Raw genomic sequence first — 25,841 nt, 5'->3', positions numbered from 1 at the left:
TGATATGTGAAAAAAGTGTTTGGAAATCATACTTCCTATCATTAAATCGGGTTCACTCTCGAAGATTATCCAGTCTTTCTTTTGCCTCTATGCCACCGTGTGTTAAACCGTTTCTCCAGCCAGGCAATCAGTACAAACAAAACGATCCCCAGCAGGGATAACAGCACAATAGCTGCAAACATCGCATCCGTGTTCATGTTGCTGGACATGCGGCGGCTGAAGTATCCGAGCCCTTTGCTGCCACCGAGCCATTCGCCAATCGTTGCCCCAACCACGCAGTACACCACAGACATCTTTAGCCCCGAGAAAAAAGAGGGAAGTGCCAGTGGAATCTGGAGTTTGCAAAAAATATCCCACTTGCTGGCACCCATGGTGAGCAGCAGTTCACGCTGCTCTGGATCGCCTTGGCGAAGTCCATCGTAGGTGCTGACCACAATGGGAAAGAAGGCGATCAGGAACACCACGGCGACTTTGCTCCACAGCGTGTAGCCAAACCATAGGATGAAGACGGGGGACAGGGCAATCAGCGGGATCGTCTGACTGATTACGATGAAGGGATATAACGCTTTTTCAATCGACCGATTCATATGCATACCAGTTGCAAGTGCAATTCCGGCACCAATGGACAAGCCAAAACCAACAACAACCTCCATTAAGGTAGCAGGCAGATGTGTAGCCAGCAGGAGGTTGCGATGCTCATACAGGGAGCTGGCAATCGCCGTTGGGGCTGGAATGATGAAGGAGGGCACCCATTCCATACGCACAATCCACTCCCAGAAGACAAGCAGCAAGAGCAGGAGCCAAAGAAACAGACCATAACGGGCAAGCCAACGCCTTACGCTATCCTTCATGCAGTCTCCCAAGTTACCTTCTCGCATGCAATTGTTCCTCCAGTCGTCGTCTCATCTGAACGAGTGTCGGTTCGTAGATCATGTCCGAATGTCTTGGACGTGGCAAAGGTACCGTCAAATCCTGTAGCTGTTGGCCTTGGCGCCCCGGAGTTAACAGGATAATCCGATCACTGAGCAGCAGCGCCTCTTCAATGTCATGCGTTATGAACAACACGGTTTTGCCAAAGCCCTCCCACAGTTCCAACAACCAGCGATGCATCTCCCGTTTGGTTAAGGCATCGAGTGCGCCGAATGGTTCATCCAGCAGCATGAGTTGGCCACCTGTCAGCAAAGTACGAAGCAGCGCGACACGCTGGCGCATGCCACCCGACAGCTCGTCTGGGTAAGCATTCGCGTAGCCGGATAGGCCAAATCTGTCGAGCCCAGCCAGAATGTCCGCGCGAATTCTTCCCTTATCCTGCCGCTCTGGAGCAAGTTCAGCGGGGAGCATGCAATTCTCCATGACGGTTCGCCAGGATAACAGGAGGTCCTTTTGTGGCATGTAGGCCACCTGCCCCAGTCGCTTTCCTTCAGGGACCCAAGGAATTTCTATGGTTCCGTGGGTTGGCTCAAGCAGGCCTGCCAGCAGCTTGAAAAGGGTGCTTTTACCGGAGCCGCTGGAGCCGATGAGCGAGACGAATTCGCCGTTGGCTACACGCATCGACACATTGGAGAGCACGGGGGAATCCCTTTTTCCCGGGAAAGCGTAGCTCATGTTGTGAATGGTTATGTTATTATCCATCTCGTTCGGTTCCCCCTTGTTATTCCAAATTCAACTTCAAACTGCGGGATCTTTAATTACACCTTCTGATCTGCCCGCAGAACGCGAAAAAGACCCACCCATTTCCGGAGAAATGAGTGGGTCTGTAAGTTCAATTCACATTAAATTTCATCATCAACATGAAAAAATCCGCTTACTGAAAGGCCGCTCCACTTCCCTCCGCTGGTATGATCCAGATCAGGTTCAAAGGGTCCGAATCATTCGATTCGTCTCAGCCGTAAGGCTCCCCTAGTGCAATGTTCAAGATATGCAGTTGTGTGTTCAGCATATATCACATGCAAGTGGAATGTAAAGGGGGCGCTCGGAAAGAATGTGAGTACTGATCTTGGCTTTCCGCGGATTCATAATACGCTTCGTCCAAGACAATTACGACATGGGAGGGAATATGATTGAGTAAACCAAGCAGCCGTGAAAATGGTCCGGTCAGATTATTCGGATTGTACAGCCAGATCATTCGGGTAGAAGCAATAATCAATAATCCGTTGCCGGAATTGCTCCAGGTCCCTCTATTCCTCTTACTGGGGCAGGTTTATTTAATCAGATAGATACGGTACAATATCTATTAAATTTCTATATACTGCTTTCGGAATGTATTAAATGGAAGGGGGAGTGTATATGAAAACGATTGGTCTTATTGGTGGAATGAGCTGGGAGTCATCGTTAGAATATTATCGAATTATTAATGAAGAAGTGAAAAAAAAATTGGGAGGATTGCATTCAGCCAAATGCATTTTATATAGCGTGGATTTTGAAGAAATCGAGCGTTATCAAGCTGAAGGTGATTGGGAAAGTGCTGGTGAATTATTAGGGAATGCTGCTCAGTCTTTGGAAAAGGCAGGAGCAGAAATGATTGTAATTTGTACAAATACGATGCATAAAGTGATTAAACATATTGAAGAAAAAGTGCGTTTACCCATTGTACATATTGCTGATTCAACAGCAAATCAAATTCATAAGTCCAAAATAAGTACGGTTGGTTTACTTGGCACTAAATATACGATGGAACAAGACTTTTATAAAAAACGAATTGAATTTAATGGTATTAAGGTTTTGATACCGAATGAAGAGGATAGAAAAGTTATCAATAAAATAATATATGAGGAATTATGTTTAGGGAAAATTGAGCCCTTATCAAGGGATTATTATAAAAAGGTGATCCAAAGGCTAGTTGATGATGGAGCTGAGGGGATCATATTAGGTTGCACCGAAATTGGATTATTAGTAAAAGTAGAGGATTCAGAAGTTCCATTATTTGATACAACACGTATTCATGCGATTGAATCTGTTAATTTGGCACTAGCCAAATCATTTTGACACAACCAGATAAACCAGTTCTCTGATTTACCTCGGCTCATGAACCCGATATAATAGGGATGGCCCGTATAGGCCGGATCACAAAATGCAGGTGGGATTGTTCTCCCTCCTAGGCAGAATGGGGACCCGAGTTGAAAACGTTCAAAAAAGTATATATTGAGATCACGAGTATCTGCAATCTGGCTTGCAGCTTCTGTCCGCAGACGCAGCGTGCCAAAGGATTCATTGACCCTGAAGTCTTCAACAATATACTGGAACAAGTTAAACCACACACCAAACATATTTATCTACATGTCAAAGGCGAACCCTTGTTGCATCCCAAAATAGATCTGTTGCTCGATTCCGCACATGAGAAGGGACTCAAGGTTAACATTACAACGAATGGTACACTATTGCCCAAGACTCAGCATAAATTGCTTGGCAAACCGGCGCTGCGGCAGATGAATTTCTCCCTGCACAGCTTCGATGGGCATGAAGGTTCAACCGACCGTGACGGATACCTGAGCAACATTTTGTCCTTTGTACACGAGGCCGTTAAGCACAATGTCATCATCTCATTCCGACTGTGGAATCTGACGCAGGATAACTTCACAAATGCTCAGATGAATCGAAATCGGGAGACCCTTGAAGTACTGGAACGTGAATTCAATCTGGACTTCCGCATTGAGGAAAAAGTAGTTCCAGGCAGCGGGGTCAAAATTGCCCCGAATGTATACCTGAATCAGGACCATGAGTTCCAGTGGCCAAGTCTGGATGCACCTGAAGATGACGGCAAAGGCTTCTGCCATGCATTGCGTGGTCAGGCAGCTGTGCTTGTGGATGGAACGGTGGTTCCATGCTGTCTCGATGGCGAGGGTGTAATTAACCTGGGTAATGTGCACGAGAAGTCATTCTCGGAGATTATTGAGGGTGAGCGAGCGAACAATCTGGTATATGGCTTCTCCAGGCGGGAAGCTGTGGAAGAGTTGTGTCGAAAGTGCGGTTATCGTCAGAGATTCGGAGCCTGATATCTTATATCAGCAAGCCAGAAGCCATTCAAGATCACACATTTGGAGACAAATGTAGTGGTCTTTCTTTGTTATCGGGGATTAAAGTGAGGGGTACATACGTTACAAATGAGCATACCAGAGGTTGATATCAGCATATTGCTTGAGGGACCTGAAATGCAAAAAATGCCGATATGACAGGTATTGCGCGATGTCATAATATATCTGATCTAATGATTATTCTAGTTACCTTCCTTATTTGGTAGGATTAGGTTGTGGGTCGGACAGAGGTGCACCTCTGACGATCTTCCAGGACAAGCTCAGGCTTGTACAATACCAAATAACGAGAGAATAAGGGAGGAATAAAGTAATGAAAAAAATGTTGACGTTGTTGCTGTCCGCTGGTTTGGTTGCTTCTATATTTGGTGCCGTTCCGGCTGCGGCTGCACCTACCGTTGTAAATTCAACCATTGTGGTTCCAAAGGGCACGACCTATGACGGCCAAGGTAAAACATTTGTAGCCAATCCTTCCACACTGGGCGACGGATCTCAAGCAGAAAATCAGAAGCCAGTCTTCCGTCTGGAGGCAGGGGCCACGCTCAAAAACGTAAACATTGGATCACCAGCTGCTGATGGTGTTCACTGTTATGGAAACTGTAATATATCGAATGTAGTCTGGCAGGACGTGGGCGAGGATGCACTGACATTGAAGTCGGCTGGAACGGTTAACATTACCGGTGGGGCAGCGTATAAGGCTTATGATAAAGTGTTCCAGATGAATGCAGCCGGGACGATTAACATCAAAAATTTCCGTGCAGATGATATTGGCAAACTGGTTCGCCAAAACGGTGGAACTTCCTTTGCAGTTAACATGACGCTGGATAACTCCAACATTTCCAATGTGAAAGATTCGATTATGCGTACAGACAGCAGTACATCACAAGGGAAAATTACGAATACCCGTTATTCCAAAGTACCAACGTTGTTCAAGGGGTTTGCTTCAGGGAAAACGAGCCAGTCTGGGAACACGCAATATTAAGAACAGGGATACCTTGGAATACGGATTGAAGGCGTGTACGGATAAGGTAGCTATTTCACATCGTGAAGTATGTCCAAAAGGCATCCAGGGGGATGCCTTTTCCTATGCCAAATTTTGATTTTTATAGAGACCATTGCCACAAATACCCAACTGATGTACATTAGAAGCAATGAAATAAGTGAACCGGGAGCTCAATGAAGTTGGGCTGAGAGAGTGGCCTTGTGCCGCTGACCGTACATCTGATCTGGGTAATGCCAGCGTAGAGAACATGGAATTACAATATGTAAGGGTGAATTGTGGGAATGAACGTGGATGAACAACAGACCTCTTTGAACTTTGGTGGTGTATCTGCCAGGGGGGAGGGGAGCTGGTTGATATTCCGTCTTTGCGTCAACCATCCAATACATCATTGTGAGGATTGTACACTGTACGTAAGGCCTGCCCGGAACCGGGGAGGCTTTTTCGTTTATTTTGATAACCCCCACAGGGAACAAAGGAAGGACGTAGAGAACATGGCAACAACAGCAGGCAACAAGCGATTGAAACTAACGGATATTCTGGTAACCATCGTGATCGCAGTAGTGTTTGGGGTGATTTACAAGATATGGGGACCTACATATGACTTGATGAAACCATTTGGTGTTCATGCGGAGCAGATGATCTACGGCATGTGGTTTATGGCGGGCACGTTTGCTTTTGTTATCATTCGTAAACCAGGCGTGGCTATTCTTGCCGAAGTTGCGGCTTCAACGGTAAGTGCTTTTCTGGGCAGTGAATGGGGCATGTCCACACTTGTATACGGTCTGTTGCAAGGATTGGGAGCCGAGATATTCTTCGCAGCATTCCTGTATCGCAAAACCAATCTGTTTGTCACCTGTCTTGCAGCCATAGGAGCCGCAGCGGCTTCGCTTTTGCTGGATTATCAGTACGGGTATATTGATTCACTCTCGGCCTGGAATTATACGTTATTTATCGGATTCCGCTTCATCGGAAGCATCTTGATTGCAGGAGTGTTTGCTTATTATCTCGCCAAAGCATTGGAACTGACCGGTGTAACACGCTCACTCAGACCAGTATCCAAACAAGATTATGAGGCGCTGGATTAGATGAGCGTAGAGGGGAATTCGCAAGCGGTAAGTGTGACAAATCTAAGATGCAAGTTCCCGGGAGAGAAAGCCTTGGTATTTCAAGGCTTGTCTCTTTCTGTGCGTCAAGGAGAGAAAGTGCTGTTGCTTGGCCCGAGTGGCTCCGGTAAATCGACGTTATTGCAAATTTTGAGCGGTCTGATACCACGTTCGGTTGAGATTCCGATGAAATGTGATGATATTCAGGTTCCCGCCAAAGCAGGAGTGGTCTTTCAAGATCCGGATACCCAGTTCTGTATGTCCTTTACGGATGAAGAAATCGCATTTGTGCTGGAAAACCGAAATATTCCGCGTGAAGAGATGCCTGCTCTGATTGAATATTATCTGAAACAAGTGGGGTTATCCTTTGAACAGAATCGTGTATTGATCCAGTCCATGTCTCAGGGGATGAAGCAGCGTCTCGCGATTGCTTCGATGCTTGCCATGGACCCGGAGGTATTGTTTTTGGATGAACCCACTGCACTGTTGGATGATGAGGGGACTTCCCAGGTGTGGGATACCGTCAGACGGATCGCCAGTGACAAAACGATCATCATCGTTGAACACAAAATTAACGAGATTGTGGATATGGTCGACCGAATTATTGTGTTATCACCTGAAGGAAAGATCGTGGCGGATGGGCCAGCACAGCAGGTATTTACGCATGAACGGGGCAAGCTGAAGGCTTATGGAATCTGGTATCCGGGTGTGTGGGATGAGCACGAGCAGGCAGCTAAGGAAGAAGAGAGAAGTGCTTCTGGAGAGCTTCAATTGTGTGTGGACCAAGGCATCTCAAGTTTGGAAGCACAGCAATCGTCTGGTTTATCCGATACACCGGGTATATCCCCCATATCTCACGTCTCATCCTTATCACCTGTATCATCCACCTATCAGCCTGCACTGGACTTGCAACAGTTCACCGGATGGCGTGGGAAAACACCTTTCATTCAGGTGGAGCAGGCCAAGGTATGGCATGGAGACTGGATTGGTATTGTCGGAGTTAATGGAGCTGGCAAGAGTTCATTGTTGTTATCTCTGATGAATATCTTGAAAACAACAGGTCATTATGAGGTGGAAGGTCAGCCTTCTGGCAAAACGGAGCAGCTTGCAGATCGAATCGCGTTTGTATTTCAGAACCCGGAGTTTCAATTTGTGACCAACACGGTCGCGGAAGAAGTGGAATTCTCATTGCTGGGGGGCAGGCTTACAACGGAAGAAAGACATGTCAGAACTGATCATATGTTGAATCAGTTTGGACTAATCGACCTCTCCGAGCGCCATCCCTACCAATTATCGATGGGGCAGAAACGACGCTTGAGCGTTGCCTCTGCACTGGTGAGAGAGCAGCGAATACTGCTGTTGGATGAACCTACTTTTGGACAGGATGCCCGCAATACGTTTGCCATGTTAGCACAGCTGGAGCAATTGCGGAGAGAGGGAACAGCCATTGTTATGGTTACCCATGATCGTGAAATTGTAAAAAGATATTGCACCCGAATCTGGACGGTGGATGAGGGGAGGTTATCTGATGCAACTGTCGTTTCCTCACCGTGAAACTTGGCTTCATAACGTCAATCCGGGATTAAAGATGATCATTCTGACGATGATGTTTGTCATCGTTATCCTCATTCACAATCTGAATGTAATGGCCAACGTTGCGGTGGCGATGATGCTATTACTGTGCTGGACAGGTCATCCGTGGTACAGATTTATACTGTATGCATCACCATTTATTCTGGTTTTTATCTCCACGTCTACAGGCATGATGATGTTTGGTAAGGGCGAGACCACATGGTATAAGTGGGGATTGATCCACATAACCGAAGAGAGTTTCTATCGCGGTCTACACTTGGGTTTTCGCTCGCTGACTATGGCCGCGGCTGGGTTACTCTTTGGTCTTACGACCAAGCCTGTGAGACTGTTTTATTCCCTGATGCAGCAGTGGCGGCTTCCCGCAAAATATGCCTATAGCTTTCTGGCCGCGATGCGCATGATCCCGATTTTGCTGGATGAATTCCAGACGCTCCGTTACGCTATTCGTATTCGTGGAACACGGCAACGCGGCTCTCGCTGGAATGTGTATGGTACACTCAAGCGTTACGCTATTCCGCTGCTGGCACAGAGTATTCGCCGTGCACAGCGAATGGCGGTGGCGATGGAAGCGAAAGGATTTACGGATGGCGCGAGCCGAACGTATTACATTCAGATGGGCTATTCGCGAGCTGATCTGTGGTTTGTATTTTATTATATGCTCACCTTAACAGCTGCTTATTACATCGGGGTTACCTTTCCTTATCATGCTACGATGGTGGATGTAAGGTAATATTGGGAGATAGATAGAAATATATTGAGGTAAACGGTAACTTTTTCCTTTTTACTGCGTCTCTATTGGAAATAACTTCTAATGGATGGGGATGAACGAGAGTGAAGACGGGTCCTGACTGGCAGAGAACGGGGTATAAATGGATTACCATGACTGGATTATCAGCTGTGCTGTTGACGGGCTGGATGCTGCTGGATTCCAAGATGGTTGTGCTTGGAGGACAAGCTTTGGTTACAACGCCACAAGCCTTGGGTGCAAGTTCTCAAGTCTTATCAACACAGTTGGCCTACAAACAAGGAGATATCGTTACACTCATGAATGACATACCTTTGTTCAAAAACAGAAGGGACGGCAGTGTGGCTGCTGACCAGCTGGGAATTGAATACTATACAACAAAAAACGAAAAGTATACGTTAGCCTCGGTTCGAGGCGAGTGGGTGCAGCTTAAGTCAACCGATCATGGAGACTTTTGGCTGCCAAGTTGGTATGCCCTGAAGGAGAGCAGAAGCATGACGGAATCAGCTCCCCAAAACTTCACGCTCCGATCAGGCAGTAAGCTGTATCTGGCTCCGGATAGTTCTACAACCTGGTCTTTTGAGAAAGCGCTAACAGATAAGGCTGTTATTGTTGCAAAGTGGAAAGGCTGGTATGGGGTCTCCATTGCTCCACGAGTCTGGAATAAAGAATCCTTCACGTATCGGCCAGGACTCTTCTGGGTCAAGGCACAGGCTATAGAACAGCGGATGAATGTGGAGGATGGTTGGTTCCAACAGGATACATCGCTGCCAACTTCGGTTATACGCCATCTGACAGATATTAAGCTGAACAAGGCAACCACCTCCAAACAAGTGGCTGGGTGGTTAGGCGAGCCGGATTGGAAAGAGCGTTCAAGCAATCTAAATTTCACGGGTTATTCAATGAGTATTGGACAGACCTGGAGATATGAGCGGGAAGATGCGCAATTTCTGGTCACATTCAACAAGAATGGCAGACTGGTCAGAACACGCTGGAATTTAGCACAGGATAATCAAAATGCTGTCGTTTCCGATTGGAACATCAGTCGGGCGGATGAATATGGGTTTACAACAAAAATCTATGGCACAACACTGCCAACGACAATCCCTTGGAAACCGGTATGGACCAACCAGGGGGATATTAACTACACTTTTTTACAAGCAGCCACGGATGATGTGCTCCTGATGAAAGGGGATGACGGTGGATTTAGCGGGGATTACTACGAAGGTTCCATATATGCTCTTGACCGACATTCCGGCCAGCAATTATGGGAGATCAACGGGGGCTTTGGAAGACAGCAGGCAGAGGTGGATGCAGAGCGCAAAAACGTTACAATCTACACCGATTATGACCCTGATAAGAAAAAATACGTGGATCGTATTCGTCATCTGAACTTGAAGAACGGAAAGGTCACGTGGACGTACACTCCTAAGCAAAATTTTAGACTAAATGGCATCACCGCTGCTAAGAACGTTGTGGTTGTAGATAACCCAGTTGTTGAGAGCTCAAGTAACAGTTGGTTAACGGTTCTGGACAGTGCAAACGGAAAAACATTGTGGACGCGAAAACTGGCTACGGGTTATGAATTGTTGAACAAGAGTGCAGATGACCCCTATGTGTTGTATTGGGAAAAGAATAAGCTGGTTGCAGCCGATCCGCAATCGGGCCGAATTGTATGGAGCTTGAAGGCCAAACGATCCACCATAGAACAATTTGTGAATGATCCATATTTTGATGGAATCGAACGTCGGGATCCCTTTGCAACCACGAATGCTGAAAGATGGCTATCACTAGACAATCAGTGGCTTCTGCTTGATCTGAACACGGGGAAAAAGCTTGCCCAATTTCCTGCTCGGGCAGGACAGAGATTTGAGGAGCTGAATGATGGCATGTTGTTGATCCGTGAGAACAAAAACGGCGATCATTACGGAGAATATGAAGATTTTACAACCACCCTGTATGATGCCAAGACAGGCAAAACACGCTGGACACTCAAGGGCAAGATTGAACGAGGACTGGTGGAAGAGGATCAGTTGTATGTGATTAAGAATGGCTATCCGGCGGCTGTGGATTATAAAACGGGGGAGACGCGCTGGAATGCCAAAGATGCGATTGCAACACTAAGGCATCCGACGAATCAGGGAAGTTATCTGGTCATTGATGATCAGTTGCTGCTGCCCATGGACGAAAATCTTCTCGTAATGAATAAAAATAATGGAGCATTGTTAGGTCGTGTACATGACGTTGTGATGGGAAGCCCGGAGCACCGGGACCGGGATGCGAAGAATGGAATGATTAACCGGATCGGTAATGAAGTGTATGTGGGTTCGTCCAACGGGCGTTTTCGTGTATATGAAGCCAGCCGCCTGCAGGAGGCAATCTCACCTTAAAAGCTTGTCTCGTAAGGGATGTTGATTTATTATAAATGAACAGGCTTGCTCGCGCTCCGGTTATCGGCTGTGCGGGCTTTCTTCATGTGTTCTTGAAGAACCATGCATGATCATTCACGGGAGGACTCTCCATGATCTCATTATATGGTGTAAGCAAACGTTATATCGAGCGCGGTTCCCGTGCAGATCAGGGATTCGAAGCATTAAGCTCGGTGTCCCTCGAAGTGGGACAAGGAGAAATACATGGCATCATCGGATCGAGTGGTGCAGGCAAATCCACGCTTCTGCGGATGCTCAACGGATTGGAGAAGCCGGATGATGGTGAGGTTGTTGTGAATGGGCAGCACTTGACCCAGATGAATGAACAGAGTCTGCGTCAGGCACGAAGATCCATTGGCATGATCTTTCAACACTTCAATCTTGTCAGTAACCGAACGGTGAGTGGCAATGTCTGCATGCCATTGGAGCTTGCGGGTATGCCCCGTGCGCAGCGAGTTGAACGTGGACTTGAGGTGCTGCGGTTTGTTGGACTGGAAGACAAAGCGGGTCAATATCCTGCTCAGCTTAGCGGAGGACAGAAGCAGCGTGTGGCGATTGCGCGAGCGCTGGCCAGTCGTCCGGATGTGCTGCTCTGTGATGAACCGACCTCTTCGCTTGATCCACAGACCACGAATGGTATCCTGGATGTGCTGCGACATATCAATGAAACGCTGGGCGTGACCATTGTTGTAGTAACGCATGAGATGGAAGTGGCTCGCAGACTATGTCACAGGATATCCGTCATGAAGGATGGGCGACTCGTTCGTACGTTGTCTAAAACGGAAGTGAGCAGTATCCCCGCTCCGCAGCCTGATCTGCTGACCTCCTTGCTTGCGGGTGACGAATATGGGATGGCAGGTTCGTCTTTGTTCCGTCAGGCAGAACAGGAGGACAAGTCATGAAGTTACCTGAGTCTGTGCTGAAGTATCAGCATGAGATATGGCAGGCGATCGGAGAGACTTTTGTCATGGTGGGCATCTCCATTGCGGCAGCTGTTCTGATCGGGTTACCTCTGGGTACTCTGCTATACTTATTCCGGAGAGGACAACGATATCAGAATCAAACGCTGTCCTTTGTACTCGGTAGTGTCGTCAACATCATTCGTTCGTTTCCATTCTTACTGCTGGTTGTATTCATGATTCCATTCACACGGATTGTTGCGGGAACGTCCATCGGTACGCTGGCGGCAACCGTGCCACTCTCGGTCATTGCGATTGCCTACTACGCCAGACTGGTGGAACAAGCGTTGCTGGATGTACCGAGGGGAGTGGTTGAAGCTGCTGCTTCCATGGGGGCATCGACGATGCAACTCGTGGTGAAATTCTTGTACGTGGAGGCACGATCTGGTCTTGTACTGGGACTCACGACAGCTACGATTAGCTTCATCTCTTACTCGACGGTGATGGGTATTGTAGGTGGCGGCGGGGTTGGTGATTTTGCCATTCGCTACGGTTATCAGCGCTTCGAAACGGAGATTATGGTATTTACGATCATCATTATGATTATCCTGGTACAGTTGATCCAATTCACAGGTAGCAGACTGTCCCACTGGCTGGATCGCAGATCCTGAACGGTAGGACCGTGTATTATTACGAATAACCAATACAGATTATACGATGAGGGGTAGACATGAAATGAAAGTAAAAATGATGCTTATGTTGCTTGCAGTAATGCTGGTTGTAGCTGCTTGTGGCAAAAAAGAAGAAACACCTGCGGCTGAAGGAACAAAGGAAGACACACAAGCTGCACAAGAAGTTACGTTGAAAGTAGCTACGTTGATTCCACCGATGACAGATGTGCTGGATATTGTTAAACCGCTTTTGAAGGAAGATGGCGTCAACTTGGAAGTTGTTGTGTTATCAGATAACGTTCAACCAAATACGGCACTCGCGAATAAGGAAGTGGATGCAAATTTCTTCCAACATGTGCCTTACATGACCCAGTATAATGAAGCGAACAATGCCAATCTGGTGGCTGTACAGCCTATCTATAATGCCATCTATGGCGGCTACTCCAAAAAGTACAAAACGATTGAGGAATTGCCAGAAGGTGCAACGATTGCAATTGCAAACGATCCTTCCAACATTGGTCGCTCTCTTGTGATGCTGGAGCAGAACGGATTGATTAAGCTGAAAGAGGGCGTAGGTTTTAACGCCACACAGGCAGACATCACCGAGAATACAAAGAACTTCAAGTTTGAGGAAGTGGACTTGTTGATGCTGGCTCGCATGATGGATGATGCTGATTTGGTAGCCATGACACCGGCATATGCCAGTCCGCTCGGTCTTACACCGAAAAAGGATGCATTGTTAACCGAGAAGGATGATTCCCATTTTGCGATCACCATGGTTGCCCGTGAGGATAATAAGGACTCCGAAGCGATCCAGAAACTGGCTAAACGTATGGCAGGTCCAGAGGTCAAAGCCTTCTTCGAAGAGAAATATGCAGATATTGCGATCCCGGCATTTGAATAGAGAATACGTTGGTCCAATGTAAATAACCTTTAGATCTGAGCGATAACGCTTGGATCTTTTTTTTGTCATCTGCATGCTTATTAATAAGTATTTAGAAAGTTAACAATTTGGTCATATCCCCGGAACACTTTATTTAATAGTTTTTTCGTATAATTTGGTTGAAAATAGTTCTTTAGGATTATAAATGAAGAGATTTGTTCGAGTTTTTTAGTGTAAAAGTGTTTTTTACAAGAAGTGAGACCTAGTTTTTAAATAGATGGTTTACAATCTATGAGAGCTTTACAAGAGCTAAATAAGTTGTATGAATCATTCAGCGATTGTCATCGGAGTGGCAAGTGTAAATAATCACTAGTTCAACTTATAAGTAGATCAAGTAAAACTAAAATTAATCTGGAAGAGGTAGAGAAATTTGTCCCAAAAAAATAGCAAATCGACCTGGTTCAACAAGATGCATAAGAACTTTAAGACCAAGCTGGTGGTGTCCTTTATTGCTTTCCTGGCCATTCCTTCGTTAAGTATTGGAGTTTTATCGTATAACAGTGCAAAAGATGAAGTGGAGAAGCAAATTTTACATAGTGCGATGGAAAATGTGAACCTTGCCAGTGCAACGATAGATCTTTCAGTCAATACCAAGCGGAATCACATTGAATATTATGCGAATACACTTGCAGAGCAATTACGTCAAGATGATGCAGAGGTTCGGGTTGTGAACGAATTGAAGGGGTACGCTGCACAGAACAAAGACATCATCACCATAGGTGTAGGCACAGAGGCAGGAGTGTATCTGATGTCCTCTGATGCAGAGATGCCCAAGGATTACGATCCCCGAGTAAGACCATGGTATACCGAAGCAATGGGAAATCCAGAGCAGGTCATTGTTACAGACCCTTATATTTCTGCCGAGACATGTCGCTGATTTGGCGAAACATACAACCGTACAAGCAGAAGAAGGCGGCAACACCGTCAAGCAGACGGTGAGTCAGATGCAATCGATTCAAGAGACGGTAGAACAGACAAACCAATTGATTCAGGCGTTATATGAACGATCACACCAAATTTCAGCGATCACGGAGTTAATCGGAAATATAGCCAAACAGACAAACCTGCTCGCGCTGAACGCATCCATTGAAGCTGCTCGTGCAGGTACACATGGCAATGGATTCGCTGTTGTAGCAGCAGAGGTTCGCAAGTTGGCAGAGCAATCCGGGCAGTCCGTCAATGAAATCACCGTGCTGACTACGGCGGTACAGGAAGATATGGCTGCTTCCGTTCGCATGATGGAGAAGGTGACTTCAGAGGTTGGAGAGGGCATGGACATCTCTACAGAAGCGATTCGGAAGTTTGAACGTATTCTGGATAGCATGCGGGAAACGACACCTCAGATTGAAGAGATTGCTGCCACGTCGCAAGAGATCACAGCAGGTGTACAGGAAGTATCTGCTGTATCCAATGAGTTGGCAGGCATTGCGTCAGGCAACGCCGCAACTTCCGAAGAAGTGGCCGCTTCCTCAGAGGAGCAACTGGCAGCGATGGAGCAGATTTCTTCATCGGCTCGTGGCTTGTCTACCCTGGCTGAAGAGCTGCAGCGCCTGATTAGACAGTTTAAGTATTAAACGGGATCGTAGAAGAGAGTATCACACAGGGACAGCATCACATCATGTTTCATTAGAGGGAGTGGACAACCATGCAACTGGAACTCAAAGCCTTCTTACTGCTAACGGATGCGGTCATGATTACAGATGAGGAGGGTGTGATTCTGGATGTGAATTCCGTTTATGTAACCAAAACAGGATTCTCACGGGAGGGCACCATAGGCCAGCCTGCCCGATTGCTAATGGATACCCACTGGAGAGGAAATCAGACCTGGTCCGGCGTAGCCAAACTGATGAAGGCCGATCAGGAAGTGTGGGAAGCCCAAGTTACGATTACATCGGTTCATTTGGATGATTCTCTTTTTTATATCAGCATATTTAATGATGAATTTTCATGAAAAAAAATCGTTGTTTGGTGATAAGGGTATGTTAGCTGAAAGTAGTAATTATTTTCAAAAAAATGGTCAATATCGTCAATTGAATAAGGGAGTCCGGCATACTATGATTTGTGTACTGGGGAACTGCGACCATGAATCTGACAACATTCATTGAATGCATGAAATCCTGAAGTCGTAATGTGGACGGTGACCATTTGCTACGCGATCTTGTATTAAATTTCACGCTAATTTTGATCTTTGTTTTCCTAATTCATCACTATCTGAACCATACAAATGCTACCCGTTCAACATCCATCACGACTCGGATCATTATTGGTATTACGCTGAGCATGTTGGGCACGGCGCTCTATTATTTCTCTATTGTGCTTGAGGATGGTACATTGTTGAATTTCCGGGCCAGTGTGTATCTGCTTGCTGCTTATTTTGGTGGGAGTGGATCTGCTTTCGTTACTTTTGCATTCATGTGGATTTTTCGGATTAATATGGGGCGTAATCCCTTGTTGGAGAACTGGCAGTATGCGTTGACAGAGTTGTTATTTGTTGTAGCCATATGTCTGATCTTTAAGTATATCAGGGGATTTATGCAGAAGTGGTTATACGGAGCGTTGCTGCTGATTACTGTGTATGAACTTTCTGTACTAAAGACCTATTCTCCTTCTCTGTTAATGATGGGGCAGATTCTCTTTTTTCAATGTATCTGCCTGCTGTCCGTTATATTATTCCTGTATTATCTGAACCAAAATCATCGATATAGGAGATTGGTCATTCAGAGGGATCAGGAAATGCTGGAGATGCTTCGTATGCAGCCGGGTTTTACTTTTAAAATCCGAAAACAGAACGGAAAATTCGAGTATCTTGTGCTTGAGGGAGAGATGCTCTCCCAACTGGGCTTGGATATGAGTAGTCTGAAGCAAGATTACAAACTGGGCACATTGGATATTTTACCTCAGGAAAAGGTAGAGTTTCTGCGAAAGCAGTTTAACCGGGCATGGGAAGGGGAATCTTTTTTTTACGAGATTGAGCATGAAGGTTACTATTCGCTGGTGAAAGTTCGCCCTCTGCGAGAAGAGGGTGTGGTGAAATATGTCGTGGGATATGGACTCGATATCACGGAACACAGAGCAGTTAAACGAAGGATTCAAGAAAGTGAAGAGCGATATCGAACACTTGAGCGAGTGTCAGCAGACTGGTTTGTCGGTTTGGATAACAACAGATGTATTGTGTCGGTTAATCAGAAATTTCTGGATGTTCTCGGTCTCGGCAGGCAGGAAGTGATTGGGCGTCAGATTGAAGAATTGTTGTTCATTGAGCAGCTGGAGAACTGGTTGTTCGTTTTCCAAAAAGCCTTACATCACAATATAGCACAGGATACGGAACTGAGTTTCATTATTGGAGAAGGTCATGAGCAGCATGTTCGGGTTCACCTATACCCTGTTAGAGTATTAAACTCGAGTGAGAAAATTAAGGCAGTCATTCATGACATTTCGGATCACTATAGACGTGTTAAGGCTGACAAAGCAAGCCAGGCGAAGAGTGAGTTTCTCGCATTCATGAGCCATGAGATTCGTACCCCACTGAGCGGTATTATCAACTTTTCGTTGTTGCTTCAACGAACAGATCTATCTCCACAACAAAAGGATTATTTGAGTAAAATCAATGCGTCCTCTCAAACCTTGCTTGCCCTCGTAAATGATATTCTTGATTTTTCAAAAATAGAGGCAGGCAAGCTGATGTTGGAGAAGGTCTCTTTTTCACCAGAGGAAGTGATCAAACGTGTGGCAGATCAGATCGGCGTGGCTATTGGGCACAAAGATATCGAAGTGATCTTTACAACCGATCCCGATCTGCCATTAACGGTAATTGGTGATCCGTTCCGACTTGAACAGGTGTTATTGAATCTGCTCAGTAATGCGATTAAATTTACGGAGCATGGATATGTAACGTTGCAGGCAGAGGTTCTTTCATTGGAGGCGGAGCGAGTTCATGTCCGTTTTGAGGTAGAGGACACGGGAATCGGAATGTCACCCGAACAATTGGAACGACTCTTTGTCCCGTTTACTCAAGCGGAACCCTCGACGTATCGAACATATGGTGGCTCTGGTCTTGGGCTGATCATCTGTTACCTTCTGGTCACCTCTTTGGGAGGAAGCTTGCGGGTGGATAGTGTGCTGGGAGAGTACAGTCTGTTTTCATTCGACTTGATATTTGAACTTGCAGATTCGGAAGAAGAAGAGAGTTTTTCCCTGCAGACACACCCTCTCCTATATGGTGCGAATGATGTGGTTATCATTGAAGATGATGAACGGATGGGCGCAAATCTGAAGCAGCTGCTCTATTCATTCGGGATGAATCCGACGCTGTATACTTCCATGAACCATATGATGGAGAGTGTTTGGTATACTCCTGAAGCCGAAGGGACAAGTTCGATGTTGATCATGTTGGATATGGATGCAGAGGAGACCGTCAACGGATCGTCATGGGACAGTTTCATGAAGCGATTGAATCGAACCAAATTTCAAATGGTGGGTTATACCCATGCTTTTAGTGAAAATGCCCTGTGGAGTGAGGAGAGATCCTTTCGCCCCGATCTCATGATGATCAAACCGATTACACGTCTGGGATTGTTCGAAGTCTTACTTGCACTTCAGGGTGAAGGGCCATTGGAGAAAAAGCGGATGATAGAAGGCGATGAATCTTATTTGCTTAAATCCAAAGGGCACATTCTGATCGCTGAAGATCATGAAATCAATCAACTGGTCATTCGGGCCATGCTGGAACATACCGGATTCAAGGTGACGCTGGCAGATAATGGCACAGAGGTTTTGAAGAAATTGAATGAACAAACATGGGAACTGATTCTGATGGATCTCTATATGCCAGATATGAATGGAATTGATGCAGCGCGACACATTCGCAAGATGAGGAAATATGATCGTACACCCATTATTGCGCTTACAGCGAATAGTTTAAAAAGCGACCATGAATTATATCTTGAAGCAGGCATGAATGCCATCCTGACTAAGCCCATACATGAACAACAGCTCGCGGACATTTTGGAAATATGGATTGATCTAAAAGGCATAAGGGAGATCAATGGAATTGATGCAGATAAGGCGATCAGACAGATGGACGGCAAGCCACATATTCTGCAATATGCGCTCACGAAATTCAGAATGGAGTATGGCTCGTTTCAGCAAAAACTGGCGATTCAACTTCAACAACAGCAGATTGCTGATGTAATTCGTAGTGTTCATTCTCTTCGAGGCGTAGCTGCGAATCTGCATGCGGTGGACCTGATGTGTGCGGTTCTCCAATTGGGATCGCTCCTGTCCCGTCCGTTATTCAAAGATGAGGAACTGCGTTCGGTATTGGAGAAGGTACAACAGGAAATTGATAAAATTACCGAGTCCCTGCCATGGTGATCGGAATGAAGCTGTGTTGTTTTAAGGTGTGAACTTATATCCTACCCCCCAGATGGTTTGAATGTATTGGGGGTTTTTTGGATTGTCCTCAATTTTTTTGCGAAGCTTGGTAATGTGCACATCGATGGTGCGATCATTAATGTAGGCATCAATACCACGAATGGCTTCAATCAGGGCATACCGACTGTAGACTTTGCCAGGATTGAGGATAAACAGCTTCATGATCTCAAATTCGGAAAATGTCATTTCCACGCGCTGGTTATTCAACAGAACGGTTCTTCGGGCCAGATCGAGAGATATTCCGGTTTCCTGTTCAGTGACAACAGAGCTGTTCAATATGGAGTAGCGGCGCAATACGGCCTCAATACGTGCCTTCAGCTCCTGCATGCTGAAAGGCTTACATACATAGTCATCAGCCCCATCTGTTAATGATCGAATCCGCTCAGAAACCTCAGTTAACGAAGAGATGACAATGATGGGGATTGCCGTATGTTGGCGCATGAGAGAACAAGGATTCTTATTACCCGAATCAGGGAGCATCAAGTCAAGAAGCAGGATATCAGGCCGCGCTTGAAGCTGTAGAAGACCATCTCTTGCGTTATCGACACGTATAACATCATACCCTTCACCTTGCAAATACAAGGATAATGTATCGCCTAACATGTTGTCGTCCTCTATGATAAGCACTTTCGTCATGATATTCCTTTCTGAACCCCCTTCTTGTAGAAGGACTAAGATCCATGAATTACTTCATATACCTGATATTTAAAACATGCACATGAGGATGTCAAGACTCTAACATGACTCCAAGAAGGCGAGAGACTCCGATTTAATGCTTGCCAAGATGTGGATCAGCTTCACGCTCGATCAGGCGCATCAGTTTGCGCTCGGTAGCGCTCTCTGGCGCAGGGGTGTAGACACTGCAACGCAGATCGGAACTACCCTGAACCTGCAACGAAGTCAGATCAAACAACATTTTGCCTGCTTTGGAATGCCTGAATTCGATTAAAACGTCCGGGGCACTGCTGACGCTGCTTTGTTTCCAAAGGGTATGAAAATCGGGATGTCTGTTCATCATGTCATCCAGAAATAAATTATACCATTCATCATCAACGTACTGGCCATAGTAAGCACGAAAAATCGCCAGAAATCCGCTCACAAAATCCTCCCAGTTCACCGCGAGCCTGCGAAACTCCTTTCGATCAAATAACAGACTGATCATATTCCGCTGTTCGGGGGCAATCTGTTCAAAATCCATAAAAAAATGCCGAGCTGCATCATTCCAGCCGACTATGTAACAACGCCGATCCGAGATCACGGTAGGACAGTGATGAAGTTCTTGCAGAATTTTCTGCAAGGAAGGGTGAAGTTGAACCGGTTCTTCTTCCAGTGTGGGCAGCTCCGAGTGATGCTCCATGGCGAGCGAAAACAGATACTTTCGTTCATCTGCAGTAAGCCTCAGTGCTGAAGCAATGTTATCCAACACGGAATGGGATACCTGAATATCCCGACCTTGTTCAAGCCAGGTATACCATGTTGTACTCACTCCTGCCAGTTGGGAAACCTCTTCTCTCCTCAGCCCAGGCGTTCTTCTCCGACTTCCAGTGGGTAAACCGACCGATTCGGGAGAAATTTTGGAACGCTGTGTTTTCAGAAAAGTGGACAATGCCTGTAACCTGACATCGTAGTTCAATCCATCACCTTCAATCCTCGTTATCATGGTAGTCATTATACTATTATAATTGACAACTTGTAATAGGATATTCAAAAGTGCACTATTAGTGGCAGAGCGTAAGAGTAAGGTAGACAACAGCGCTGAAGGAGGATGGACATGGAAAGAGTCGTGATTACAGGTATGGGAGTCATCTCTCCTTTGGGAAATGATGTACATACATTCTGGAATGGATTAATTGAGGGTAGATCAGGTGTATCACCTATAGAACATTTTGATACAGCTTCGTACAAAACCAGAATCGCTGGTGTGGTCCGTGATTTTGATGGTGAAGAGCGTTTTGGACGCAAGGAAGCAAGGCGTATGGATCGATTCGTTCAATTTGCTGTTGCTGCTGCGGATCAGGCTGTATCGCAATCGGGTCTTGTGATGGATGAACTGGACCGTGAACGGGTAGGTGTATATATTGGTTCAGGCATAGGCGGAATCCAGACATTGATGGAACAAGGCAAGGTCCTGTCAGATCGGGGACCTGCGCGAGTCAGCCCAACACTGGTACCTATGATGATATCCAATATGGCGGCAGCTATGGTCAGTATGAGGTTTGGTTGCTGGGGACCGACATTATCGCCAGTAACAGCTTGTTCCATTGGAAATACAGCCATTGGAGAGGCTTTTCGGTTAATTCGTCATGGCGGAGCCGATGTCATTATTGCTGGCGGGACAGAAGCGGCTGTAACCGAGGTGTCGCTGGCAAGCTTTGGTAATGCGACAGCATTATCAACAAGAAATGAAGCCTTTCAAACAGCAAGTCGTCCATTTGACGCAGGGAGAGACGGTTTTGTCATGGCGGAGGGTGCTGGAATTCTGGTTGTGGAATCACTGTCTCATGCACTGGGGAGAGGGGCAAATATTCTTGCCGAAGTGATTGGATATGGTGCCAGTTCAGATGCGTATCATATGGTAGCTACCCACCCGGAAGGACGGGGTGCATATCTGGCGATGAAAGCATCACTGAAAGAGGCTCAGATTGGACCTGAGGACATTGATGTGATTAACGCTCATGCCACCAGTACGGAGGCAGGTGATCTGTCTGAGACAAGAGCGATTAAGCAACTTTTCGGGACAGGTGCCTATGATATTCCGGTCACAGCGAATAAGTCCATGACGGGACATATGCTTGGTGCAGCAGGCGGTGCGGAGGCGATCTCACTTATTCAAAGTCTGCGGCATGGCATCATTCCTCCAACCATCAATCAGGAAGAGAGGGACCCTGAATGTGATCTGGATTATGTACCAAACGAGGCAAGAAAAGCGGAGTTGCGGATTGGGATGTCTAATTCCTTTGGCTTCGGCGGTCATAATGCGGTTATTGTTCTTCAAAAATATTCATCTTAAGTAGAAAGACAGCCGTAACCAAAGGAACAGCGCTGCCTGATGGGGCAACGCTGTTTCTTTGGTTACTTATGGATCACTCGTAAACACTGTACCTTGGTTAACGGCCAAGAGTGGTTGTACGCCTCAGGAAGAGAGGGATGTCGAATCGGCCATGCCTTTATTACCTCGGCTCAGCCAGCTTACACGCCAGCGGGATTGCATGAAGAGAACAAGGAACAGGGAAGCTGCTGCAATCAGGCTAAGAATGACAAAACCTGGCGTGTAGGATTGATAGCTACTGTACAGTTGGCCGAGAATCAGCGGCAGTGCATACCCGCCCAATCCGCCAGCGGCACCTACAATACCTGTCATCAGGCCAATCTCATTACCGAAGCGTTGGGGAACCAGTTGGAACACCGAACCATTTCCGGCTCCCAGACACATCATACCGAGGAACAACATGACTACCACAACAGGAAGTGGTGGCATGAAGGATACACCGATCAACATGATACAGGCTCCTGTGTACAGGAAAGTTAGCATGCGGGTTCCGCCAATTTTGTCCGCCAAGTACCCCCCAACAGGTCGGAAGAAACTGCCTGCGATTACACAGAAGGTGGTAATGTCAGCGGCACGAACAGGAGAGAGCCCATACTGGGTGTTGAAGAAGATGGTGAGATAGTTACATAATCCAACGAAGCCGCCAAAGGTCACACAATAGAAGGCACAGAATACCCAAGCATCTTTTTGTTTAAGCAGACTTCCGTATTGGGACAATTTCTTGGGTTCAGGCCGGTTAGGGCTATTTTTGGCAAAGATAGAAAAGAGGATGAATACAATAGCGATCGGTATAATAGCAAGTCCGAACACAACTTCCCAGCTGCCAAAATGCGTAGCCAAGCGATTGGCAAACAACGTTGCGAGTACGGTTCCGCTGTTACCCGCCCCGGCAATACCCATCGCCAGACCCTGATGCTCTTTGCCATACCATTGGCCTGCCAGAGGTAGCGCAGCAGCAAAGGAGGCGCCTGCGACACCGAGCAAGAGTGCCACCACGTACAGTTGGCTTAAAGAGTCGACCCATAACCAGCCGAGTAATAAAGGAACTAAGGTGACAAGCATCCCGATCTGTGCGGTCAGTTTCGGACCAATATAATCAGACATGAAGCCAAGCACAAGGCGCAGGATGGAGCCGCCGAGAATAGGCAATGCGACCAGATTGGCCTTTTCCAGCGGAGTCATCGGATAATCCAATGCAATGACAACTGCGAGTGGACCCAGCATCCCCCATATCATAAAACTGATGTCAAAATACATAAACGCCCCGAAAAGGGTGGGCTTATGCCCGCTTTTCCAAAAACTTTTGCTCTCCATCATTCATCATCGCTCCTCATCCAATTGAGATCTTCGTGATTTGTCTATGTGCTTGTTAAGGCAGAAAAAGGCCGCAATTCGTCCAGATATGAACGATTTGCGGCCCCGTTGCCGACAGGCGGTACACGTCATTGTGTTCCCGCATCTGAGTTGATCACAGCACTGTGATTTTGATTCAAATTATAATCAAGAGAAAATGTATATGTCAACAAAAATTACATGTGATTTTAGATAATTCGTTTTTTAATCGTTATTCGCATTTTTGTGTTAATTTAGTTGACATTAGATTCAGATTCCCTTAATCTGAATCTAATATGAATCTACACAAAGGCGTGTGGATTCCGGAGGCAACGGTGCCCTTTTCCGAATCATGGAGAAGGGATTTTTCTGTTTATTTTCAGGTGAGATAGATAGGGGGCAGCCCATGAGTAGAAGCAAACTGGTGATTATCGGGAATGGCATGGCTGGAATGAAGTGTGTCGAAGAGATTATCGCACTGGAGCCTGATACGTATGAGATTGTAATCTACGGTAATGAACCGCGTCCCAACTACAATCGGATCATGTTATCGAAAGTATTGCAGGGTGAGCATTCGTTACAGGATATCATTATCAATGATTGGAGCTGGTATGCCGAGCATCAAATCCGGCTATGCGCAGGTGAAACGGTGCACCGCATTGATACCCGTGGAAAATATATAGAGACTGAATCCGGATTAAAAGAAACCTATGATGTCCTGATTCTGGCGACAGGGTCTTCACCTTTTATCCCACCGATTCCGGGGATTGATAAAGAGAGGGTCATGTCCTTCCGAACGATTGATGATTGTACGCGCATGTCTGATTATTCCAAAACATATCGCAAGGCCGCAGTCATTGGTGGCGGATTGCTTGGGCTGGAGGCTGCGCGCGGGTTGCTGCATCTGGGAATGGAAGCTGTGGTGGTCCATAACGCACATTATATTATGAACCGACAGTTGGATGAGAAGGCTGCCGCGATGCTTCAACAGGAGCTTGAAGACCAGGGTATGTCCTTTCTTTTGTCCAAAAATACGCAGAAAATTACCGGACGATCGCAGGCGCAGGGACTGCTGTTCACAGATGGTTCCAAGCTTGAAGCTCAGGTTGTCATTGTCGCTGTAGGAATTCGGCCAAATGTGGATCTCGCCAGACGAAGTGGAATCGCTACGAATCGGGCAATCATGGTAGATGACTATATGCGCACCAGTGTACCGGATATATATGCAGTTGGGGAATGTGCCGAACATCGGGGAATCAGTTATGGTCTGGTGGCTCCTTTATACGAACAGGGGAAGGTGCTCGCACGTACGCTCTGTGGACAGGAAACGCCTGAATACAAAGGATCTATTCCCTACTCACAGTTGAAGGTATCAGGGGTTGATGTTTTCTCGGCCGGCGAGATCAGTGGGGAAGGTATGCAGACCGCAATTCAACATCTGGATGGCATTCAAGGCACATATAAAAAAGTGCTGATGCAGGCTGGCAAAGTGCGTGGAGCCATTTTATTTGGAGATACAACCGAAGGAACGGCATTGCTTGGACTTGTGCAACGAGGTGCAGAGGTGGCGGAATTGGCTCCGCGTGAAGGCGCCCCAGACCCTGCTGAGATGGCTGCTGCGGCATTATCGGCTCAGGAGACTGTCTGTGCCTGCAACAATGTGACCAAGGCTGCGATAATGAAGGCCATTCAGGAACAGGGTCTGGAAACGGCAGATCAGGTGAAGGAGCAGACCAAGGCGTCAGGTTCATGCGGTGGCTGTCGCCCGATGGTGGCTGCTCTGTTGAAACATACGCATAACCTGAAAAATAACGGGGGTACTGGAGTGGAAGCCACACCAGATAAACCTGCTCCAATGCCTGTGTGCAGTTGTACGGCGCTTGGGCATGCAGAACTGAAGGAAATGCTGGATGACTTTGTTGATCAGGAGACAGACCTAACCTCTATCTTGAAACAACTGGGATGGGGGTCGGAGCATGGCTGCGCGGTATGTCGTCCAGTGATCCACTATTACTTGCAGTTATCCGGTGGAATGATAGTTGCACGAGAGATCGAAGGGCACTCAGAGGTTCAGGTACGCTGGGATGATCAGATCCCGCTTTCATCCTATGCAAGAGATGCTAGGGGGTTGGCTGCACAGCTTCGTGCGAGTTGGATCGGCGCTGTGATGCCGTCGCCGGTGAATATGGGAGTCGCACCAGGGCCCGGTTCGTTGGTGAGCGCACTGGTGCAGGATATTGGCTTGCTGGCTTCACCAGCTGGGTGGGAAATCTATGCAGGCGGTCATGCAGAACATCCGGTCAAACAAGGTGGCTTGCTCGGGGTGGCTGAAACAGAGGTGCAAGCGGCCACACTCGCATCAGCCTGCCTTCAATGGTATCGCCAAACCGCTTGGTATGATGAGCCGTTATGGGCATGGACGGAACGTTTGGGATTCATGTCGATTCGGGAAACGCTGCTGGATGACCAACTACAGAAGGAACTTGTTGCGATTCATCATCATGAGCGAGATGTGGCTTCAGCATCCCCGATGAAGCAATTTCTTGAATCTCCCGCGGTGCAGGGCACCGTCTGAAATGGATCAGTATTACAGCTGAAAGGCAGGGATGGGAA

General features: G+C 46.8%; 22 protein-coding genes and 1 riboswitch. Of the genes, 17 read left to right on the top strand and 5 right to left on the bottom strand.

What is annotated here, in order from left to right; genetic code table 11:
- Nucleotides 1-65 precede the first annotated feature (65 nt).
- Both QF049_RS19125 and QF049_RS19120 read right to left on the bottom strand, forming a co-directional pair.
- A complete protein-coding gene (locus QF049_RS19125; RefSeq protein ID WP_373428271.1) occupies nucleotides 66-878 on the bottom strand; it encodes an ABC transporter permease in 813 nt (270 codons plus the stop codon).
- Complete coding sequence (locus tag QF049_RS19120) at nucleotides 865-1,632, bottom strand: ABC transporter ATP-binding protein (RefSeq protein ID WP_307539753.1); 768 nt, start codon at nucleotides 1,630-1,632, stop codon at nucleotides 865-867. The genes QF049_RS19125 and QF049_RS19120 overlap by 14 nt, the downstream gene beginning before the upstream one ends.
- 176 nt (nucleotides 1,633-1,808) lie before the next feature.
- A riboswitch (TPP riboswitch) is annotated at nucleotides 1,809-1,911 on the bottom strand.
- Nucleotides 1,912-2,060: 149 nt separating this feature from the next.
- On the opposite strand from QF049_RS19120, the gene QF049_RS19115 reads away from it, so the two are divergent.
- The 15 genes from QF049_RS19115 (at nucleotide 2,061) to QF049_RS19045 (ending at nucleotide 18,787) form a co-directional block, all read left to right on the top strand.
- A complete protein-coding gene (locus QF049_RS19115; RefSeq protein WP_307539751.1) occupies nucleotides 2,061-2,216 on the top strand; it encodes a hypothetical protein in 156 nt (51 codons plus the stop codon).
- A gap of 70 nt (nucleotides 2,217-2,286) precedes the next feature.
- Nucleotides 2,287-2,985: an aspartate/glutamate racemase family protein gene (locus QF049_RS19110; RefSeq protein ID WP_307539749.1), complete on the top strand. Its 699-nt coding sequence runs from the start codon at nucleotides 2,287-2,289 to the stop codon at nucleotides 2,983-2,985.
- A 131-nt stretch (nucleotides 2,986-3,116) separates the two neighbouring features.
- Nucleotides 3,117-3,992, top strand: a complete 876-nt coding sequence (locus QF049_RS19105; protein WP_307539747.1) for a radical SAM/SPASM domain-containing protein — start codon at nucleotides 3,117-3,119, stop codon at nucleotides 3,990-3,992.
- 349 nt (nucleotides 3,993-4,341) lie between these two features.
- A complete protein-coding gene (locus QF049_RS19100) occupies nucleotides 4,342-5,010 on the top strand; it encodes a pectate lyase (RefSeq protein WP_036606151.1) in 669 nt (222 codons plus the stop codon).
- Between the two features lie 512 nt (nucleotides 5,011-5,522).
- Complete coding sequence (locus tag QF049_RS19095; RefSeq protein ID WP_036672660.1) at nucleotides 5,523-6,116, top strand: ECF transporter S component; 594 nt, start codon at nucleotides 5,523-5,525, stop codon at nucleotides 6,114-6,116.
- On the top strand, nucleotides 6,117-7,688 hold the full coding sequence (locus tag QF049_RS19090; protein ID WP_307539744.1) for an ABC transporter ATP-binding protein: 1,572 nt from the start codon (nucleotides 6,117-6,119) through the stop codon (nucleotides 7,686-7,688).
- Nucleotides 7,663-8,457 (top strand): energy-coupling factor transporter transmembrane component T family protein, encoded by a 795-nt coding sequence (locus QF049_RS19085; protein WP_307539741.1) that lies wholly within the window; start codon nucleotides 7,663-7,665, stop codon nucleotides 8,455-8,457. Before QF049_RS19090 ends, QF049_RS19085 begins: the two co-directional genes overlap by 26 nt.
- 101 nt (nucleotides 8,458-8,558) lie before the next feature.
- Complete coding sequence (locus tag QF049_RS19080) at nucleotides 8,559-10,862, top strand: outer membrane protein assembly factor BamB family protein (RefSeq protein ID WP_307539739.1); 2,304 nt, start codon at nucleotides 8,559-8,561, stop codon at nucleotides 10,860-10,862.
- Nucleotides 10,863-10,993: 131 nt separating this feature from the next.
- Nucleotides 10,994-11,803: a methionine ABC transporter ATP-binding protein gene (locus QF049_RS19075; RefSeq protein ID WP_307539737.1), complete on the top strand. Its 810-nt coding sequence runs from the start codon at nucleotides 10,994-10,996 to the stop codon at nucleotides 11,801-11,803.
- Nucleotides 11,800-12,471 (top strand): methionine ABC transporter permease, encoded by a 672-nt coding sequence (locus QF049_RS19070; protein ID WP_307539735.1) that lies wholly within the window; start codon nucleotides 11,800-11,802, stop codon nucleotides 12,469-12,471. The genes QF049_RS19075 and QF049_RS19070 overlap by 4 nt, the downstream gene beginning before the upstream one ends.
- 64 nt (nucleotides 12,472-12,535) lie before the next feature.
- A complete protein-coding gene (locus QF049_RS19065) occupies nucleotides 12,536-13,375 on the top strand; it encodes a MetQ/NlpA family ABC transporter substrate-binding protein (protein WP_474200047.1) in 840 nt (279 codons plus the stop codon).
- Between the two features lie 409 nt (nucleotides 13,376-13,784).
- The gene (locus QF049_RS19060) at nucleotides 13,785-14,291 is read left to right on the top strand and encodes a PDC sensor domain-containing protein (protein ID WP_307539732.1); all 507 of its coding nucleotides are present in this window, start codon (nucleotides 13,785-13,787) and stop codon (nucleotides 14,289-14,291) included.
- Nucleotide 14,292: 1 nt separating this feature from the next.
- Nucleotides 14,293-14,988: a methyl-accepting chemotaxis protein gene (locus QF049_RS19055; protein ID WP_307539730.1), complete on the top strand. Its 696-nt coding sequence runs from the start codon at nucleotides 14,293-14,295 to the stop codon at nucleotides 14,986-14,988.
- A gap of 71 nt (nucleotides 14,989-15,059) precedes the next feature.
- Nucleotides 15,060-15,365: a PAS domain-containing protein gene (locus QF049_RS19050; protein WP_307539728.1), complete on the top strand. Its 306-nt coding sequence runs from the start codon at nucleotides 15,060-15,062 to the stop codon at nucleotides 15,363-15,365.
- A gap of 230 nt (nucleotides 15,366-15,595) precedes the next feature.
- Complete coding sequence (locus QF049_RS19045) at nucleotides 15,596-18,787, top strand: hybrid sensor histidine kinase/response regulator (RefSeq protein WP_307539725.1); 3,192 nt, start codon at nucleotides 15,596-15,598, stop codon at nucleotides 18,785-18,787.
- 21 nt (nucleotides 18,788-18,808) lie between these two features.
- Here the strand turns inward: QF049_RS19045 and QF049_RS19040 are convergent, their stop codons facing one another.
- Complete coding sequence (locus tag QF049_RS19040; RefSeq protein WP_307539723.1) at nucleotides 18,809-19,483, bottom strand: response regulator transcription factor; 675 nt, start codon at nucleotides 19,481-19,483, stop codon at nucleotides 18,809-18,811.
- Nucleotides 19,484-19,616: 133 nt separating this feature from the next.
- Nucleotides 19,617-20,480, bottom strand: coding sequence for a helix-turn-helix transcriptional regulator (locus QF049_RS19035; protein ID WP_307543333.1), 864 nt, complete (start codon nucleotides 20,478-20,480; stop codon nucleotides 19,617-19,619).
- A 138-nt stretch (nucleotides 20,481-20,618) separates the two neighbouring features.
- Between QF049_RS19035 and fabF the strand changes: the two genes are divergently transcribed.
- Complete coding sequence (fabF, locus tag QF049_RS19030; protein ID WP_307539722.1) at nucleotides 20,619-21,857, top strand: beta-ketoacyl-ACP synthase II; 1,239 nt, start codon at nucleotides 20,619-20,621, stop codon at nucleotides 21,855-21,857.
- A gap of 123 nt (nucleotides 21,858-21,980) precedes the next feature.
- On the opposite strand, the gene QF049_RS19025 is transcribed toward fabF, so the two are convergent.
- Nucleotides 21,981-23,210, bottom strand: coding sequence for a nitrate/nitrite transporter (locus tag QF049_RS19025; RefSeq protein ID WP_133386829.1), 1,230 nt, complete (start codon nucleotides 23,208-23,210; stop codon nucleotides 21,981-21,983).
- Nucleotides 23,211-23,634: 424 nt separating this feature from the next.
- On the opposite strand from QF049_RS19025, the gene nirB reads away from it, so the two are divergent.
- On the top strand, nucleotides 23,635-25,803 hold the full coding sequence (nirB, locus tag QF049_RS19020; protein ID WP_307539721.1) for a nitrite reductase large subunit NirB: 2,169 nt from the start codon (nucleotides 23,635-23,637) through the stop codon (nucleotides 25,801-25,803).
- Nucleotides 25,804-25,841 lie beyond the last annotated feature (38 nt).

The sequence above is a fragment of the Paenibacillus sp. W4I10 genome (assembly GCF_030816325.1).
In the GTDB taxonomy this organism is placed as follows: domain Bacteria; phylum Bacillota; class Bacilli; order Paenibacillales; family Paenibacillaceae; genus Paenibacillus; species Paenibacillus amylolyticus_B.
The sequence above is the reverse complement of the archived record's forward strand: the minus strand, read 5'-3'. Positions and strand labels throughout refer to the sequence as shown.

Bases quoted from the DNA above. Each gene is read 5' to 3' on its own strand.
- QF049_RS19125 (WP_373428271.1), bottom strand. From the start codon at position 878: ATGCGAGAAGGTAACTTGGGAGACTGCATGAAGGATAGCGTAAGGCGT.
- QF049_RS19120 (WP_307539753.1), bottom strand. From the start codon at position 1,632: ATGGATAATAACATAACCATTCACAACATGAGCTACGCTTTCCCGGGA.
- QF049_RS19110 (WP_307539749.1), top strand. From the start codon at position 2,287: ATGAAAACGATTGGTCTTATTGGTGGAATGAGCTGGGAGTCATCGTTA.
- QF049_RS19100 (WP_036606151.1), top strand. From the start codon at position 4,342: ATGAAAAAAATGTTGACGTTGTTGCTGTCCGCTGGTTTGGTTGCTTCT.
- QF049_RS19095 (WP_036672660.1), top strand. From the start codon at position 5,523: ATGGCAACAACAGCAGGCAACAAGCGATTGAAACTAACGGATATTCTG.
- QF049_RS19090 (WP_307539744.1), top strand. From the start codon at position 6,117: ATGAGCGTAGAGGGGAATTCGCAAGCGGTAAGTGTGACAAATCTAAGA.
- QF049_RS19085 (WP_307539741.1), top strand. From the start codon at position 7,663: ATGCAACTGTCGTTTCCTCACCGTGAAACTTGGCTTCATAACGTCAAT.
- QF049_RS19075 (WP_307539737.1), top strand. From the start codon at position 10,994: ATGATCTCATTATATGGTGTAAGCAAACGTTATATCGAGCGCGGTTCC.
- QF049_RS19070 (WP_307539735.1), top strand. From the start codon at position 11,800: ATGAAGTTACCTGAGTCTGTGCTGAAGTATCAGCATGAGATATGGCAG.
- QF049_RS19065 (WP_474200047.1), top strand. From the start codon at position 12,536: ATGAAAGTAAAAATGATGCTTATGTTGCTTGCAGTAATGCTGGTTGTA.
- QF049_RS19050 (WP_307539728.1), top strand. From the start codon at position 15,060: ATGCAACTGGAACTCAAAGCCTTCTTACTGCTAACGGATGCGGTCATG.
- QF049_RS19040 (WP_307539723.1), bottom strand. From the start codon at position 19,483: ATGACGAAAGTGCTTATCATAGAGGACGACAACATGTTAGGCGATACA.
- fabF (WP_307539722.1), top strand. From the start codon at position 20,619: ATGGAAAGAGTCGTGATTACAGGTATGGGAGTCATCTCTCCTTTGGGA.
- QF049_RS19025 (WP_133386829.1), bottom strand. From the start codon at position 23,210: ATGGAGAGCAAAAGTTTTTGGAAAAGCGGGCATAAGCCCACCCTTTTC.
- nirB (WP_307539721.1), top strand. From the start codon at position 23,635: ATGAGTAGAAGCAAACTGGTGATTATCGGGAATGGCATGGCTGGAATG.